At 42.1% G+C, this 16,222-nt stretch carries 17 protein-coding genes; 5 read left to right on the top strand and 12 right to left on the bottom strand.

The features are described from left to right. Positions 1 to 6: 6 nt before the first annotated feature. Positions 7 to 213 carry a hypothetical protein gene (locus tag U0035_RS17020; protein ID WP_114792398.1) on the bottom strand — a complete coding sequence of 69 codons (207 nt, stop codon included), beginning with the start codon at positions 211 to 213 and terminating at the stop codon, positions 7 to 9. Between the two features lie 42 nt (positions 214 to 255). Further along, on the bottom strand, positions 256 to 813 hold the full coding sequence (gene ruvC / locus U0035_RS17015) for a crossover junction endodeoxyribonuclease RuvC (protein ID WP_114792397.1): 558 nt from the start codon (positions 811 to 813) through the stop codon (positions 256 to 258). A gap of 29 nt (positions 814 to 842) precedes the next feature. On the opposite strand from ruvC, the gene U0035_RS17010 reads away from it, so the two are divergent. Both U0035_RS17010 and U0035_RS17005 read left to right on the top strand, forming a co-directional pair. Next, positions 843 to 1,838 (top strand): lysylphosphatidylglycerol synthase transmembrane domain-containing protein, encoded by a 996-nt coding sequence (locus U0035_RS17010; RefSeq protein ID WP_245957803.1) that lies wholly within the window; start codon positions 843 to 845, stop codon positions 1,836 to 1,838. Then, a complete protein-coding gene (locus tag U0035_RS17005) occupies positions 1,825 to 2,649 on the top strand; it encodes a DUF3108 domain-containing protein (RefSeq protein ID WP_114792396.1) in 825 nt (274 codons plus the stop codon). Before U0035_RS17010 ends, U0035_RS17005 begins: the two co-directional genes overlap by 14 nt. A gap of 123 nt (positions 2,650 to 2,772) precedes the next feature. On the opposite strand, the gene proS is transcribed toward U0035_RS17005, so the two are convergent. Beyond that, the gene (gene proS, locus U0035_RS17000; RefSeq protein ID WP_114792395.1) at positions 2,773 to 4,251 is read right to left on the bottom strand and encodes a proline--tRNA ligase; all 1,479 of its coding nucleotides are present in this window, start codon (positions 4,249 to 4,251) and stop codon (positions 2,773 to 2,775) included. A 280-nt stretch (positions 4,252 to 4,531) separates the two neighbouring features. On the opposite strand from proS, the gene U0035_RS16995 reads away from it, so the two are divergent. After that, positions 4,532 to 5,542 carry a hypothetical protein gene (locus U0035_RS16995; RefSeq protein WP_162817969.1) on the top strand — a complete coding sequence of 337 codons (1,011 nt, stop codon included), beginning with the start codon at positions 4,532 to 4,534 and terminating at the stop codon, positions 5,540 to 5,542. A gap of 57 nt (positions 5,543 to 5,599) precedes the next feature. Continuing rightward, on the top strand, positions 5,600 to 7,102 hold the full coding sequence (locus tag U0035_RS16990) for an aromatic hydrocarbon degradation protein (protein WP_114792393.1): 1,503 nt from the start codon (positions 5,600 to 5,602) through the stop codon (positions 7,100 to 7,102). A gap of 73 nt (positions 7,103 to 7,175) precedes the next feature. Here the strand turns inward: U0035_RS16990 and U0035_RS16985 are convergent, their stop codons facing one another. The 6 genes from U0035_RS16985 to U0035_RS16960 form a co-directional block, all read right to left on the bottom strand. Then, positions 7,176 to 7,589 (bottom strand): OsmC family protein, encoded by a 414-nt coding sequence (locus tag U0035_RS16985; protein WP_114792392.1) that lies wholly within the window; start codon positions 7,587 to 7,589, stop codon positions 7,176 to 7,178. A gap of 68 nt (positions 7,590 to 7,657) precedes the next feature. After that, positions 7,658 to 8,452, bottom strand: coding sequence for a segregation and condensation protein A (locus U0035_RS16980; protein WP_114792391.1), 795 nt, complete (start codon positions 8,450 to 8,452; stop codon positions 7,658 to 7,660). Between the two features lie 74 nt (positions 8,453 to 8,526). Then, positions 8,527 to 8,910, bottom strand: coding sequence for a large conductance mechanosensitive channel protein MscL (gene mscL, locus U0035_RS16975; protein ID WP_114792390.1), 384 nt, complete (start codon positions 8,908 to 8,910; stop codon positions 8,527 to 8,529). A gap of 59 nt (positions 8,911 to 8,969) precedes the next feature. Next, positions 8,970 to 9,722, bottom strand: a complete 753-nt coding sequence (locus U0035_RS16970) for a PPK2 family polyphosphate kinase (RefSeq protein WP_114792389.1) — start codon at positions 9,720 to 9,722, stop codon at positions 8,970 to 8,972. 10 nt (positions 9,723 to 9,732) lie between these two features. Continuing rightward, positions 9,733 to 10,296, bottom strand: a complete 564-nt coding sequence (frr, locus tag U0035_RS16965; protein ID WP_114792388.1) for a ribosome recycling factor — start codon at positions 10,294 to 10,296, stop codon at positions 9,733 to 9,735. Between the two features lie 69 nt (positions 10,297 to 10,365). Further along, positions 10,366 to 11,511 carry a glycosyltransferase family 4 protein gene (locus U0035_RS16960; protein ID WP_114792387.1) on the bottom strand — a complete coding sequence of 382 codons (1,146 nt, stop codon included), beginning with the start codon at positions 11,509 to 11,511 and terminating at the stop codon, positions 10,366 to 10,368. Positions 11,512 to 11,656: 145 nt separating this feature from the next. Here U0035_RS16960 and U0035_RS16955 point away from each other — a divergent pair, with 145 nt between their 5' ends. Next, a complete protein-coding gene (locus tag U0035_RS16955; RefSeq protein ID WP_114792386.1) occupies positions 11,657 to 12,490 on the top strand; it encodes a transketolase in 834 nt (277 codons plus the stop codon). Between the two features lie 64 nt (positions 12,491 to 12,554). On the opposite strand, the gene U0035_RS16950 is transcribed toward U0035_RS16955, so the two are convergent. The 3 genes from U0035_RS16950 to U0035_RS16940 all read right to left on the bottom strand — a co-directional run bounded on the left by U0035_RS16950 (position 12,555) and on the right by U0035_RS16940 (position 16,206). Continuing rightward, entirely contained in the window at positions 12,555 to 13,610 is a 1,056-nt protein-coding gene (locus tag U0035_RS16950) for a hypothetical protein (protein WP_114792385.1), read from the bottom strand. 27 nt (positions 13,611 to 13,637) lie between these two features. Beyond that, a complete protein-coding gene (locus U0035_RS16945) occupies positions 13,638 to 14,372 on the bottom strand; it encodes an EcsC family protein (protein ID WP_114792384.1) in 735 nt (244 codons plus the stop codon). Positions 14,373 to 14,472: 100 nt separating this feature from the next. Continuing rightward, positions 14,473 to 16,206 (bottom strand): sodium:solute symporter family transporter, encoded by a 1,734-nt coding sequence (locus tag U0035_RS16940; protein WP_114792383.1) that lies wholly within the window; start codon positions 16,204 to 16,206, stop codon positions 14,473 to 14,475. Positions 16,207 to 16,222: the final 16 nt, after the last annotated feature.

Genomic DNA, 16,222 nt, shown 5'->3' with positions numbered 1-16,222 from the left:
GTAAGGCTAATAAGTAATTTTCGCATTTTTAAACATAACGCTTCTTTTCATTAAAGTGGTCATAACTAAAAAGCGTTCCTTGTAAGTTCGTTTTAAAGCAGCACGTAGTAAATCATTTTCAGCTTTCTCAAACCCAGAATCTTCCGGCTCATTTACCACCGACGACAAATCATCTTCTTCCTCTGTTATATATTGTTTTTCGTTACCAGCCATCTTACCTGCAATTTACTCAATTTTTCGGGTAGTTAGAGTGAGCTACTTTACCCTTTGGGGATTTTTCTTGATAAAATCGCCCCAACCTTTAAAATTTCCCGCAGAAGGAATAGGCGATAAGATCTGGTAATGATGGCACACGGCTACTGCCAGGGCATCTGTAGCGTCAAAATACTGCGGTAATTCTTTGATATTCATCGTTTGCTTCAGCATTTTCCATACCTGCTCCTTATCTGCGTTGCCATTTCCGGTAACGGCCAGCTTTACCTTTTTGGGAGAATATTCGGTAATAGGCAGGTTATGATGCATGGCCGCCGCTATGGCCACGCCCTGCGCACGACCCAGCTTCAGCATACTTTGCACGTTTTTGCCAAAAAAAGGCGCCTCGATCGCAAATTCGGTTGGTTGATAGGTTTTAATCAGGTCCGTTACTTTCTGATGGATCAGGTTTAATCTTTCGTAATTGTTCTTTTTAGCCGGTAACTTCAATGCGTGCATTTCCAGCAATTGTATTTTCTGGCGGTGGCACGCGATAATCCCATAACCCATAATGATCGTTCCCGGATCAATACCCAATATTATTTTGGAAGATTCTTGCAAACAGATATTATTTTTACCTCCTTGTGAAGGTGAACAAAAATATCAAAATATTCATCAATTACTTTCTAGGTCCGGTACTCTTTATTTGGCTGGCATGGTCGATTTATAACCAGATCAGCCGACAGGAAGGCGTGGAGGAATCACTCTCCCGAATTAAATTGTCGCTTGGTAGCTCCAATATCTGGTTTCTCGTGATAACCGTACTCCTGATGACCGTTAACTGGAGCCTGGAAGCCTACAAATGGATGCTTGCGGTGAAACGAATACAGCATATCAGCTTCGGCAGGGCTTTTAAAGCTATTCTTTCCGGGATTTCATTTTCCATCAGCACTCCTAACAGTGTAGGTGAATATATAGGGCGCGTGCTCTATATGAGCGAAGGGAACCGTATTAAGGCCATTTCGCTGACAGTTGTAGCTAATATGAGTCAACTGATTGTTACTTTTGCTGCCGGATTAGCGGCCCTGCTGTGCATCAGGCAGGACCTGGTGTTGGCAGGCATTGCAACACAAGCATTTGTGAATGCTTTTTTATGGGTTTCGGCCGTTATTACTGTTACACTACTGTTATTTTATTTCCGTTTGCCCTGGCTAATAAAAATTATTGATAAATTGCCACAGGTGAGTAAGTTTGCCTGGGCCATTGAGGCTATTGAGCATATCAATGCAACGTTACTCGTGAAGTTCTTGTCTTTATCTGTAGTACGGTTTGCGATATTCAGCCTGCAGTATTTTTTACTGTTTCAGCTGTTCGACGTAAACGTAAGCATATTACAGAGCTGGATGGGAATAAGTGTGATGTTTTTAGTAATGGCGATTATACCAACCATTGCACTTTTTACTGATTTGGGCTTAAAAAACGAATTGAGCATCCAGCTTATGGGATTATTTACAACCAACCATTTGGGTGTAAGCTTAACTTCGTTAAGTATATGGTTAATCAACCTGGTATTTCCTGCGCTTATCGGGAGCCTGCTGATATTGGGTATTAAAAATATTTTTAAAAAAAGAAATGAAAGCACTTAAATTATCTGTACTCTCTCTGTTTGCTATTGCTGCCCTGGCTAATACAAAGTTGCCTGCCGTTGAAAAAAACGAACCTGTTCAAAAATGTGGCATTAACAACACGGCTTTTAAGGCCGGAGAAAAAGTAGGTTTTATTGTTTATTACACAGCAGCCAAACTAATTAATGTAAGCGCCGGAGCGGGGTCTTTTACAACTACCCTGGAGAAGCTAAATGGCAGAAGCGTTTACCATGTAGTAGGTGAAGGTTATACATTACCGTCCTATGAATGGGCTTATAAAGCCAGAGATACTTACGAAACCTTTATGGATGCTGAAAGCCTGTTACCACTCAAATTCGTAAGAAATGTTAATGAAGGAGGATATAAAAAATATCAGAACGTCAATTTTAACCGGTCGGCTAACACAGCTATAAGCAGTGAGGGTGTGTTTAAAATACCTGCCTGTGCACATGATGTGGTGAGTGCAGTTTTTTACGCGAGAAACATTAATTTTAATGGCCTGAAAGTGAATGACAGAATACCCTTCAACGTATTTCTTGATAACGAGGTCCATTCTATGTACGTGAGATACCTGGGGAAAGAGGTGATTAGTACTAAGTATGGCAAATTCAATACAATCAAATTCAAACCTTTAACCATTAAAGGAACCATTTTTGAAGGCGGCGAGCAAATGACGGTCTGGGTAACAGACGATGCGAATCATGTACCTATCCGGATAGAAAGTCCGATTATCGTAGGTAAAGTGCGCATTGACATGACCAGCTTTGAAAACCTGCGCAATCCCATGACTGCCTTAATCAAAAAGAATTAAAATACAGGCTTTGGCCAAATCTTTTTAAGATCTCCTCCGGGAGATCTTTTTTGTTGCAGGTAGTTCAATAAAAAGCCAGGAAACTTTTTGAAATTCCCTGGCTGCAAACAGATTCTTGTTTTATTAGTATGCCCTCGCGAAAAGCACCCGTCGTTTAGAAGGTTTGCCACTCAGCACACATACACCTTCTTCCAATCCCATATCATCAATGGGAATACAACGAATAGTGGCTTTTGTTTTTTCTTTAATCTCGTTCTCCGTTTCAGCAGTACCATCCCAGTGGGCTAAAATGAAGCCGCCTTTATCATCTAATAACTGAACAAACTCATCCCAGGAATCTGCCTGGGTAATATGCTCATCCCTGTAAGTTTTTGCCTTTTTAAACATGTTGTTCTGGATGTCCAGTAATAATCCGTCAATATACTGGCTGATGCCATCTGCATGAATCAATTCCTTGGTTTTTGTATCCCTGCGAGCGATCTCGATCTGGTTATTAGCCAGATCTCTGGCACCCAAAGTAACACGAACAGGAACGCCTTTCAATTCATATTCAGCAAATTTCCAGCCCGGTCTGTTATTGTCATTACCATCGTACTTGGCTCTGATACCTATTGTTTTTAGATCGGCCAGGATTTCATCGGCCTTGGCATCAATCAATGCTTTTTGCTCTTCGCCTTTATAAATGGGTACAATTACCACCTGCAATGGAGCAATTCGCGGAGGTAACACTAATCCTTCATCATCACTATGTGCCATTACCAGGGCGCCAACCAACCTGGTGCTTACGCCCCAGCTCGTAGCCCAAACATATTCCTGCTTATTCTCTTTGGTTAAAAACTGTACATCAAATGCTTTGGCAAAATTCTGCCCCAGGAAATGCGAGGTGCCGGCCTGCAAAGCCTTGCCATCCTGCATTAAAGCTTCTATACAATAAGTATCTACAGCCCCTGCAAAACGCTCACTTTCAGTTTTTACCCCTTTTATTACGGGGACAGCCATAAATTCTTCTACAAACTCGGCATAAACATCCAGCATTTTTTTTGCTTCAATTTCTGCTTCTTCCTGCGTGGCATGTGCGGTATGTCCTTCCTGCCATAAAAACTCGGCTGTACGCAAAAACAGGCGGGTACGCATCTCCCATCTCACCACATTGGCCCACTGATTTACCAAAATGGGTAAGTCACGGTAAGACTGGATCCAGTCTTTATACGTATTCCATATAATTGTTTCACTGGTGGGACGCACGATCAGCTCTTCTTCCAGTTTTGCTTCAGGGTCTACCACCACACCCTTGCCATCAGGATCATTTTTCAGGCGGTAATGAGTAACTACCGCACATTCTTTAGCAAAGCCTTCTACATGAGCCGCCTCTTTACTCAAAAAGCTCTTAGGTATAAAAAGCGGGAAATACGCATTCACGTGTCCGGTATCCTTAAACATCTTATCCAACGCGTCTCGCATATTCTCCCAAAGGGTAAACCCATAGGGCTTAATTACCATACAACCTCTCACCGCAGAGTAATCAGCCAACCCTCCTTTTAGCACCAGGTCGTTATACCACTGTGAGTAATCTTGCTGCCTTGGTGTAATTTCTTTGCTCATAATTATGTTATGTTTTAAAACCAGTTAATTAATAGGCTGGTTATCTATATTCTTGTTTGTTTCCCCCCTCATTATCCGATTTAACGCCCTATTTTGCACAGCAACTTTTTTTAACAAAAAATGTTGTGAATTAAAAGCAAATTGTGCATCCTTTTATCACATTTCAGCGTCACACCAATTAATAGAGAATGTGTATTTTTACAAATTGCTGTTTTAGGGATCGCAAATGTAAATTTTAAGCCGAATTAAAACAATTATTAAATATATATAAATGGCCAAAATGAAAATAAGATCTACAACCCTGCTGTTTCTGGTAGGTATAACGGTGGCATTAGCCAGCTGTTCTACCGCCTACCGAACCGGGCAAACACCAGATGACGTGTATAGTTCGCCCGCCCCTACGGAGGAGGAATATGCGAAAATTAAGAAAACCGATGAAAGGCGGTATCGTACCTATGATGATGCAGATGAGGAATACGAAGATTATGACGACCGCTACCTGCGTATGAAAGTGCGCAACCGCAACCGCTGGAGTGATTTAAATGACTGGTATTATTATGGCGACCGCTATAATTTCAGTTATTATAATAACTGGGCGTATTGGAATGACCCCTGGTATTGGAATAATCCCTGGAGCCCTGTAAGTTACTGGAACATGTGGTACAACCCCTGGTACTCCGGCTGGGGCTGGGGTGGAGGATTTGGCTGGGGCGGCTGGGGTATGGGCGCCGGCTGGGGTTGGAATAGTCCCTGGTATGCCGGTTGGGGCGGTGGCTTTGGCTGGGGCGGCTGGGGTGGCTGGTATGACCCCTGGTACAATGGCTGGTACGGACCCGGCTGGGGCTGGGGTGGCTGGTATGGCGGCGGTGTAATTGCGGGTCGCAGGGCAGATTACGGTCCGCGCACCAACACCAATCTGGGCAGCTATGGAGGTAGAGGAAACGTGAGCATGGGTACCGGCAGCGGACGTACTACCCCGGGATATATCAATCCTACCGGAGGTACTTACAGAAGTACTTATGGGGTAAGAAGCAATGCCAGTGTAAGCACCAATACCCGCAATTCGGGCTCCTACGGACGCTCGGTTAATACTGGAAGTTATAACCGTTCTTACAACCAGGGGCAAACTTATAGCCGTGACGTTTATTCTGCACCAAGGAATAACAACCAACCCAGTTACTCTCAACCATCTTCATCTCCTTCTTACTCAGCGCCTTCGGGCGGCGGTGGCGGTGGAAGCCGTGGCGGAGGAGGTTCAGGCGGTGGTGGCGGAAGTGGCAGGAGATTTTAAATCATGCCGTTTACGAACAGAGTTCTGTCACTACTTTAAACCTATTAAATTTTATACATGAAAAAAATTTTCCTGGCTGCTACGCTTGTAGCTGCATATACTGCCTCCCAGGCACAAACACCTGAGGACGCCTTACGGTATTCCTGGCTACAGGCCTCGGGAACAGCCCGCTCACAGGCTATTGGTAACGCCAATGGTGCTATCGGTGGAGAAATATCTACCATCTTTTCTAACCCGGCCAATATTGGCTTCTATAAAACCGGCGACTTTGTGATTTCTGGTGGTGGTAACTTTTTAAATAACAACAGTACCTACCTGGGGGTATCTCAAAAAGAAAACCAATCTTCGGGCTTCCTGGGAACTACGGGTTTTGTTTTAGGTAAACCTTCATATGGAGGCGGTTCTTTGAAAAGTTCTGCATTCGGTATTGCAATTAACAGACTGGCCGACTTTAATAACCGGGTTGTTTACACCAATAAAGGAGGACAATTAAGCCGTACTTCTATGGCTGATTATTTTATCGATGATATTGTAGCCAATAACGGGACGAATGAATATGGTTCCGAACTGGCAGTACAATCAGGTTGGATTAAAGAAACGCAAAAACCCAACGGCGATATTGACCTCTCCTCTGCGGCTGTAGATTTAGCAATAGCCAGTGGCCTTGAGCAAAGACAAGTAATTGCTACTAACGGCGGCATTACAGAGCTGGCAATTGCAGGTGCGGCCAATTTAAATGACAGGGTATTTCTTGGAGGTACCATTGGTATCCCTATGTTGAGATATGGCGCCACCAGGCAATATACTGAGCAGGACCCGGAAACAACCAACAATGGTTTTGATGCTGCATGGTTTGACGATGACCTGATTACAAAAGGGGTTGGCATTAACGTAAAAGCAGGTGTTGTTTTTAAAGCGACTGACAATTTAAGACTGGGTTTTGCTGCGCACTCCCCAACATTTTATTCTTTAAGTGATAGCTATGTAGCAACCGCTGGTGCTAATCTTGATGATGTTGATCAGCAAAATACCAGCAAAGAACTGGTATATGACTATAACCTTAACACCCCTTACAAATTCATGGGGAGCTTCTCTTTGCTGTTTGGCAATGTAAATGATGTTAATAGCCAAAAAGGTTTTATTTCAGGCGACGTTGAATACGTAAATTATATGGCGTCTAATTTTCGCACTACAAGAGATGACCGCGGCGCCAATAACGACTATTTCCGTCCATTGAATAATGCAATAGACAACGCCTACAAAGGAGCCGTAAATGCAAGATTGGGTGCTGAGTTGAAATTTAATACTATTGCAGTTCGTTTTGGGGGTGCTTATTATGGCAATCCTTATAAAAATATTGCTGGTGAAAAAGGCGAGCTGGTACAAGGTACAGGCGGCCTGGGATACCGCAACAAAGGTTTCTTCATCGATTTAGGATATGTACATAGCTTTGGAAAAGATGTGTTGTTTCCTTATCGTTTAACCTCAAATGATTTTTTCCCGGCACAGATCAAAAGCAATAATTCCAGAGTTCTCTTAACGCTAGGTTTTAAAATTTAGGCAATCAAACATTTATATACCAAAATCCCCCGTTAATTTGAACGGGGGATTTTTTTGTGCGTATATAATTATCTTAAGCTAAAGTAGCTGTTGAGGTAATTTTAGTGTTTAATAACTTACTGATCGGGCAATTTTCTTCTGCATTTTTTACAGCTGCCTGAAATTGCGTATCATCAATTCGGGGAATGGTAGCTGTAATATCCAAATGGCTTTCCACAATAGCGCCATCCTGGAAATCGATCGTGCATTTAGTATCAATATTATCGGCAGTAAAACCTGCTTCGTTTAATACAAAGCTCAGCTTCATGGTAAAACAGCCGGCATGAGCAGCAGCTACCAGTTCTTCCGGGTTTGTGCCCGGGTTTCCGTCTTCGAAGCGGGTTTTAAAAGAGTACTGGGCGTTGTTTAACACACCCGATTGGGTAGAATTAGTTCCTTTACCTTCTTTACCCGATCCCTGCCAGTTGGCTGTTGCGAAGCGTTTCATTTGTTGTAGTTTTTATTTTTTATAATGTTTTAGAGACGTAGCTCATATATAAGCAAAAACAGTTCCTGTTAATCAAATGAGGAAACATCACTTACCTCTATATCCGGGTCGCGGTCTTCCGGCTCAACGAATTCAAGGATGAAATTATTTTTCCCCTCCCCGATCATGATTTTCAAAAAGCTCTGTTGCACCAGCTCTAATACCGAAAGAAACATGAAGATGGCCTGAACGCGGTTTTCGGCCACTTCAAACAACTTTTCGAAAGATACTTTTTTTGCAGCCTGCGCTAAATTGAGAACCTGCCCACGGCTGGTTTCCATAGTATAGCTGTATTGCACAACCGTATGAACCGGCTTATTAATTCGATCACTATATTTCTGCATGGCCTTTTCAAAAGCCTTCATCAATTTAAAAAGCGATAAAGCCTGTATCTCAGTGCCCTCTCCTGCTTCTTCTCCTACATGAGAAAGCTCTTTCTGAATATTTCCCCGTTTGATCATCAGCATCCGGAGCGCTTCTTTTTCCGCCATTAAGGCTGCAGCCTCTTTAAACTTCTTATACTCCAGTAATTTGCTTACTAACTCTTCACGCGGATCGATCTCATTTCCTTGTGCATCCAGCTCTTTGCGTGGTATCAGCATCTTTGCCTTAATACGCATCAAGGTAGATACAAACAGTATGAACTCGCTGGACAATTCTATGTTCAGCGCATCCTGGTTGTGAATGTAATCGAGAAAATCGTTTGTAATCTGGGTAATGGGAATGTTATAGATATCCAGCTCATCGCGTTCAATAAAAAAAAGTAACAGATCGAACGGACCTTCAAACTGAGATAACTTTATCTGGTAAGTGGAGTTTGTCACTACATATCTATTTTAGAATAATAAAGTCCTGCCGTCAAAGCAGGACTTCACGAAATTAATATTTAAGCAGCCAATCAGGGCCTTTTTTTCAATTCGTCGCGAATTTCCATTAACAACTGATCAGTTGAAGACGGTCCTGCAGGTGGCGGCGCTTCCCCCTTCCGCTTAAAACTATTTACGGCCTTAACAATCAGGAATAATGCAAAAGCAATAATAATGAAAGACAGCACCTGAGACAGGAAGTTACCATATTTGATGGCTGTACCCGGAAATGTTAACTCACTCAGGTTTTTCAGATTTGCTTTTTCCAATGCCGGTGTCAATATCGCGGGTGTGATAATATCTTCAACCAATGAGGTTACAATTTTACCAAAGGCGCCGCCTATTACTACCGCTACCGCCAGATCAACAACATTTCCTTTAACGGCAAACTCTTTAAATTCCTTTAAGAATCCCATAATTTAAAAATTTGGTTTATATAAACAAATATAGAGCTATCCTCCATCTGCGTCAAGGTTTAACTTCCGCTATTTAGAGCTGGATACTTCATTTTCAGCTTGTGCAAATGCTCTTTTAAAGCTTTTGCAATGCAATACTCCTTATACCAATTCTGGTCGGCCGGCACAATCTGCCACTCAGGCTGGCTACAATTTACAAAACATGCTTTATAATATTTGTAATATTGATCGCGCAACGTGGCTTCTTCAAAATCCTTCTTATTATATTTCCACATTTTAGCCGGGTTGTTGATTCTTTCCTTCAACCGTTCGGCCTGTTCTTCAGCAGAAACATGCAAATAAAATTTTAAAATACTGGTACTGCCGTGCTCCTGCAGCAGCTTCTCGAAGTGGTTAATTGCCTCAAAACGTTGCCTGGCCAATTTATCGCTACACCAACCATGAACCCGGGTTACCAATACGTCTTCATAATGCGACCTGTTAAAGACCTGAATATGTCCTTTGGCGGGTACATTTTTATGAATACGCCATAAAAAATCATGGGCGAGTTCTTCTTGGGTAGGTACTTTAAATGAAGTAACCTGCACACCCTGCGGGTTCATGCGGCCCAATACATTTTTAATGGCTCCATCTTTACCACTGGCATCCATTCCCTGCAGTATAATTAATACGGCATGTTTGCCTTCTGCATATAGTAAGTTCTGGAGTTCATCCAGCTCTTCTAAAATCAGTTGGGTTTTCTTCTTACAATCTTCCTTCCTGATATTTTCAGGAGCTCTTGTATTTATTTTAGCAAGATTGTAATTACTCATGCTGTATTTATTAAATGGACATGATCTCTTTTTCTTTAGCAGCAAGATGCTTTTCAACCAACGCAATATAACTGTCTGTTAGTTGCTGTACGCTGGCTTCTGCGTCTTTGGACGCGTCCTCACTCAAACCGTCTTTTTGTAATTTTTTAATGGCTTCAATAGCATCTCTTCTACCACTTCTCACCCCAACCTTCGAATTCTCTCCTTCGCCCTGGCTCTTTTTTACCAACTCTCTTCTTCTTTCTTCAGTTAACGGTGGCAGAAACAAGCGTATGTTGATTCCATCATTCTGGGGATTGATACCAATGTTGGCAGCAATAATAGCCCGTTCTATGGGTTGCAGCATATTTTTCTCCCAGGGTTGAATACTGATGGTGCGGGCATCCATAACGGTAATGTTACCAACCTGGCTTATGGGTACAGCAGATCCATAGTAATCAACAACTATTCCGTCAACTATCTGAGGAGTGGCTTTGCCGGCGCGAATTTTAACTAATTCGGTTTCCAAATGAGAAATGGCCTTTTTCATACTCTCTTCCGCGGCGGCTACAATCTTATCGATTTGATCTTGCATATATTATATTTTGAAGTGTCGCAAAGCTAACAAAATGCAATAAATTTAAGAAACCGTAGAACAGAATAATTAACCTTGTACTTTCTCTACAGGAAGGTGTTGCTTAGTTGAAAGATCAATAACTTTTGATCTGGCCTTTTTGGCTTGCAAACTGGAAATAATTTGTCGTTGCAGAACAAGTTTGCGTCGAGGTAAAGTGGTATATAAAATACCCATGGTTAAAAAAGTAAGTGCAAATACAGACAGCATCAGAATGTTGTTACCCAAATTTCTTCCAAAGTATACAGCGCCAATCATAAGAATATTCTCAGATACGCAAACCAGCACTACAGAAGAATGGCTCAGGCCTTTATCCAACAGAATATGGTGAATATGGTTTCTGTCGGGTGAAAATGGCGAACGCCCTTTCAATATTCTTATTGCAAAGACCCGGATGGTATCTGCCAGGGGTATTAACAGGACAGATGCTCCAATTGCGGCAGCAGACGAAATAGGCAAAACAGCAAAAGGGCTTGAAGCAACGGTCACAAATTTCAATACCAGTATCGAGACTACCATCCCTATTAATAATGACCCTGAGTCGCCCATAAAAATTTTGGCAGGATGGAAATTAAAAATAAGGAATGCTAACAAAGCCGCCGATAAGGCGAAAGAGAATATTGCATACGCTGGTAGCCCTCCCAGGTAAAAATAGGTGCCCAGTAATAAGGTCACCATTAATCCCAACCCGCCGGCAAGGCCGTCGATTCCATCAATGAGATTGAAAGCATTAACCAGCAAAACAATCACAATATAAGTGAGAGGAATTCCATACATAGGCTCCAGCGTCTCTATTCCCAGAATACCGTATAAACTTTCGATTCGAATTCCACCGAGGTGAATGATAATGGCTGCGGCAATGATCTGAACAATAAATTTCTTAAATGCAGATAAAGCGATGATATCATCTTTCAACCCAATGAAGAACATAATGAAAAGAGCCGCAAAGAAATATTGAAACTCCGGATTTTCCAGGAAAGAAATATTAAGCAGGGATGCGAAAGTAAGCGCAATAAAGATCCCCACACCTCCCAGGGAGGCTATTGTGTGCTTATGCAATTTGCGTTCATCCGGAATATCATACAATTTTTTCTTATCCGCAATAAGAACTATGACCGGAATTGCTAAAAAAGCAACTATAAACGAAATTATAGCTGTTATTAGTATTTGGAGCATTCGATAAGGATTAAGGTGCCACAAAAGTAGACATTCTTCCTTTATAAACAATTTTTAGGCCTTTTTTATATTATTTACAGCAAAACAATATTTCAGGCTTTTATAAAAAAACTGCATTTTTGCAACTCATCAAAAAACTGAAACGATGGCAACTTTGCAGGAAATAGCTTCTCAGGTAAGAAGAGATATAGTAAGAATGGTACACGGTTCTCAAAGTGGCCACCCTGGAGGATCTTTGGGTTGTGCCGATTTTTTGACAGCGCTTTACTTTAAGGTGATGGAACATGATCCTTCTTTTAATATGGAAGGCAAAAACGAAAACCTGTTTTTCCTTTCCAACGGCCATATCTCTCCTGTATTTTACTCAGTATTAGCACGTTCAGGATATTTTGATGCCAAGGAGCTTTCCACTTTCCGCAAAATCAACAGCCGTCTTCAGGGCCATCCGGCTACACACGAGCATCTGCCAGGCATACGGGTTGCCAGTGGTTCTTTGGGCCAGGGGTTAAGCGTGGCCATTGGTGCTGCTTTGTCTAAAAAACTGAACAATGACGATAAACTGGTTTATTCTTTACATGGCGATGGAGAATTGAACGAGGGCCAGATATGGGAGGCGGTGATGTTTGCCGCTCATCATAAAGTAGACAATCTGATAGCTACCGTAGACTGGAATGGTCAGCAAATAGACGGTCCTACCGAGAAAGTATTGAATATGGGCAATCTGCACGAAAAATTTGCAACTTTCGGCTGGCACGTATTAGAAATGCAGGGCAACGATATGGATGATGTAATTGCCGTTTTGGACAAGGCCAAAGCAGCTTCAGGACAGGGTAAGCCTATTGCTATTATGATGCACACCATCATGGGTAAGGGAGTGGACTTCATGGAAAATGACCATGGATGGCATGGTATTGCTCCTAATGATGAGCAATTAGCCAAGGCGCTGGAGCAATTACCCGAGACTTTAGGTGACTACTAAATTGATATATCAATATTTCAAAAAGCCGGTAACAAAAATTGCCGGTTTTTTGTTTTTTATAGCCCTATTGATATTGTATATAAAGCGGTATCGGTTTGAATTTTACTAACTCAGATGGCGTATATATTCCTTTTGAGCCATTCTTCAGGTCATTCTTATAAAATATCTTAAATCCGGCGAATTGAACAGGCTGTTCATAAACGAATCGCTTCCAGGTACCGGCTTTTAGTTCTTTTCCTCCCCAGCCATCCATATCAATAACTACCTGTACTTCAGGCACTTTTTTAATATTTTTGTAATTAGCTACCATATCACTGGTAAACCGGTGCACCACTAATATTTTAGGAGGCAATTTGTTATCTCGTACAATTTTTGCCAGCAGGTCGATGGCATAATTGATATCATCAGCATTGAAGCTTCCGATAACACTTCCTGGCTTTTGTCCTCCTTTCATCGAAAATTCAGGATCGATCCCCAGGTGAAAACCGGGCAACTTAAAATATTTTTCAAATCGTGGGAGTTCTTCCTGCAAGCTGCTCAATCCCACCTGTACATCAATAAAAGTAAGCGCTTTTATCTCTTTAGCCCAGCTAACAATTGTGTCAATTTGTTTAAAAGGCATCCGTAACCTGTATTTCCCATCTGAACCAGGTTCACCCTGAGCTGTTACAGCAATATAGTGCAGGGCTGGTATGGCCGGCGTTTCAGGGTCTGCTTTCTCCCACTTCCCTAGCTCTCCCCTTAATTTTTCCAACATTTGCTTTTTAGGTAATTCGCCCAGTATACCCATGCGGGTTGAATAGAGGTTACCATAATAAGCTATAATCCTGTTGAAGGGCAAAAGGGCGCCTTTTAATGGATAAGGGCCTTTTGCAGGCCACCGGCCCGAGCTGTCGCCATTAGCCATCCAACGCATTTTTTTATTATAAGCAGAAGTGTCTATGGGCGCTGCCTGGTTATCTGCAACAATTGAATCTGCTTTAAGCGCGCTATCCTGCATGGCATTTGCCTGTTGACCTGTACTATCTGCAGCATTTCCAGCTTCGTGATCATTGGCATCGGTTCCATTACAAACCGCCGCAGCAAAACTCAAAGCCAGAGGTAAAAAGATCCATTTCATTTATTTGATTTAAAGGGTAATATACTTTTAATTCATCAGATGTTCCTTTTGAAGCAACCGCATCCGGTAAGCATTCATAGCAGTGTTCCCTAACTTCTTTATAAGACTATAGTTAGCTATAAGGCCTACGGGAGCACCAATAACAGGAAGTAATTGCGCCATTTTAGCCAGATCTATATAGTCCCGGTATTCCTGTTGAAACTTACGCCACTCAAACTGGTTGATGTCCCTGGGTAACGCAGCCGCATGTTGGTCCCAGTTGACCAGCTTCATATATATATTGCGACTATGTTCTTTACTGGAAAACGATAATTCAAAAATATGCAGTACGTAAATACGCTCTTTGTAATCATTTAGATCGAAGCCATAGGTTGCCGCTATTTCATATAGCAGTTTTAATTTTAATGCAATAAGAATAGGAAAGTCGGCCAGGCCTAAGAAAAAACCGCCTGCACCTGTTACGCCACCTTCTAAAGCGGCAGTGCTCCTGTAAAATTTTATTTTTTCCTTTACCACCAGTTCCCGTTCAAATAACGATGCAGCCTGAAGCGGTTTTGCCGTGGTATGCTTTGCTCCAAATAAAACACCCCTGATCATCTGTTTGATCACCGTAGTAATCGCATTATGCACTTTTTCCGGTATAAAGGAGTTGATTTTATCCTGGGCTTTTTTAGATAATTTCCCTAAAAAGCCGGGACCTTTCAACATGTTGAACTGCCACTTTTGCAATTCACCGGAGACAAAAAGCTCGTACTGATCCATAATACCCGGATTTTGCAAAAACTATACCTTACAACCTGCAATCAATAAAAAACCGGTCAGAAGCAATTTCTGACCGGTGTAAATATCCTGCGTCGCCGTTTTACCAGAATCTAACGTAAATGGCAGTAATTAATAATAAAGTCACTACGATCAGTATCAATGTTCTCGGATCCACCTTAAACATGCTCTTATCGATTGCAAATGCTTTAGGATTCTCTTTCGGACCGGCCAGGCTAATTGCAATCATCACCAGGATAGTGATTACAAAAGACCAACCCATATTAATCAAGAAAGGAATTTCAGTGATCGTATGTACTACGCCTTTCTCTAATTTTTCGTAAGTGAAAGCTGTGTACATCCAGGTTTCTTTACCAAAGATCTCTACTGCATAGCTATTAAAAAAGATAGCCAGTACAAAACCTAACACTACCCCAACCAAAGCAGCTGTACCGGTAGTACGTTTCCAGAACATACCTAAAAGGAACATGGCAAATACACCCGGGCTAATAAAGCCTGTATACTTTTGAATAAAGGTAAATCCACCTTCACCGCCTATTCCCAATGCATCTGTCCATGTAAACGCTAACGCGATCAGCATGGATATGATAATGGCCCATCTTCCGGTTCTTACCATCTGGATCTCTGTGGCATCAGATTTAATGTACTTTTTGTAGATATCCAGTGTATAGATTGTTGAGATACTGTTTACCTTCCCAGCCAGGGAAGCAACGATAGCTGCTGTTAAAGCTGCAACGGCTAAACCCTTTAACCCCACCGGTAAAAATCCGAGGATAGCCGAATAAGCGCCATCTTTGATACCGTTAAAACCGGGTAACTGTCCTTTGCTATGTAATACATAAGCCGCAATACCGGGCAGCATTACAATAATAGGCATGAACAGTTTTAAGAATCCGGCGAATAAAATACCGGTACGGGCTGTCCTTAAGTCTGCACCCAACGCACGTTGCGTGATATACTGGTTACAACCCCAATAGTTCAGGTTCACGATCCACTGACCGGCAAAATACATCGCCAGACCCGGCAATACCACGTATTTCTGTACATCCAGGTTTTCGGGCATCGACAAGGTAGTAGTAGTTACCGCAGGCTTATCAAGCATCAGCTTGAAATGGCCAGGGGCTTCATTCATTAAGGATTTAAACCCGGCAATAGCGCTGCCCACAGCCGCTCCGTTGATACGCTGATCTACAATCTGCAGGGCCATATACACAGTGGCAAAACCACCTATGATCAATACAGCCACCTGTATTACATCGGTGTAACCAATTACTTTCATACCTCCCAAACCAATCAACAATGCCATTATCAATAGTACAATCATAATGGCGTGCAGGTAGCCACCACCCAATAATGTATCGATGGCCAATGCACCGAGGTAAAGAATTGAAGTAAGGTTCACAATAACATACAAAAACAGCCAGAATACAGCCATTATGAGCGAAACCGATTTATTATACCGCGTTTCGAGAAACTGCGGCATTGTATAAATTTTGTTCTTTAAATAAATGGGGATAAACCACACCGCCACTATAATAAGCGCTACCGCTGCAATCCATTCGTAAGCAGCTACCGCCACGCCTACAAAAAAGCCCTCACCACTCATACCGATAAACTGCTCGGCAGAAATGTTGGAAGCGATTAAAGAAGCTCCGATAGCCCACCAGGTTAATGAACCTTCAGCAAGAAAATAGTCGTGCGATGCCGAAACCGTCGCTTTCTTCTTACGCATATACACCCAATAACCGTAGGATGCAACAAGGATAAAATAGGTAAAAAACACTACATAGTCCAGCGTACCCAAATTATTACTCATAATGACAGCAATTTAA

This window comes from Niabella yanshanensis, from assembly GCF_034424215.1.
Lineage (GTDB): Bacteria > Bacteroidota > Bacteroidia > Chitinophagales > Chitinophagaceae > Niabella > Niabella yanshanensis.
The sequence above is the reverse complement of the archived record's forward strand: the minus strand, read 5'-3'. Positions and strand labels throughout refer to the sequence as shown.

Coding starts and splice junctions, on each gene's coding strand:
- U0035_RS17020 (WP_114792398.1), bottom strand. CDS start 213: ATGGCTGGTAACGAAAAACAATATATAACAGAGGAAGAAGATGATTTG.
- U0035_RS17005 (WP_114792396.1), top strand. CDS start 1,825: ATGAAAGCACTTAAATTATCTGTACTCTCTCTGTTTGCTATTGCTGCC.
- proS (WP_114792395.1), bottom strand. CDS start 4,251: ATGAGCAAAGAAATTACACCAAGGCAGCAAGATTACTCACAGTGGTAT.
- U0035_RS16995 (WP_162817969.1), top strand. CDS start 4,532: ATGAAAATAAGATCTACAACCCTGCTGTTTCTGGTAGGTATAACGGTG.
- U0035_RS16990 (WP_114792393.1), top strand. CDS start 5,600: ATGAAAAAAATTTTCCTGGCTGCTACGCTTGTAGCTGCATATACTGCC.
- U0035_RS16985 (WP_114792392.1), bottom strand. CDS start 7,589: ATGAAACGCTTCGCAACAGCCAACTGGCAGGGATCGGGTAAAGAAGGT.
- mscL (WP_114792390.1), bottom strand. CDS start 8,910: ATGGGATTCTTAAAGGAATTTAAAGAGTTTGCCGTTAAAGGAAATGTT.
- U0035_RS16970 (WP_114792389.1), bottom strand. CDS start 9,722: ATGAGTAATTACAATCTTGCTAAAATAAATACAAGAGCTCCTGAAAAT.
- frr (WP_114792388.1), bottom strand. CDS start 10,296: ATGCAAGATCAAATCGATAAGATTGTAGCCGCCGCGGAAGAGAGTATG.
- U0035_RS16960 (WP_114792387.1), bottom strand. CDS start 11,511: ATGCTCCAAATACTAATAACAGCTATAATTTCGTTTATAGTTGCTTTT.
- U0035_RS16955 (WP_114792386.1), top strand. CDS start 11,657: ATGGCAACTTTGCAGGAAATAGCTTCTCAGGTAAGAAGAGATATAGTA.
- U0035_RS16950 (WP_114792385.1), bottom strand. CDS start 13,610: ATGAAATGGATCTTTTTACCTCTGGCTTTGAGTTTTGCTGCGGCGGTT.
- U0035_RS16945 (WP_114792384.1), bottom strand. CDS start 14,372: ATGGATCAGTACGAGCTTTTTGTCTCCGGTGAATTGCAAAAGTGGCAG.
- U0035_RS16940 (WP_114792383.1), bottom strand. CDS start 16,206: ATGAGTAATAATTTGGGTACGCTGGACTATGTAGTGTTTTTTACCTAT.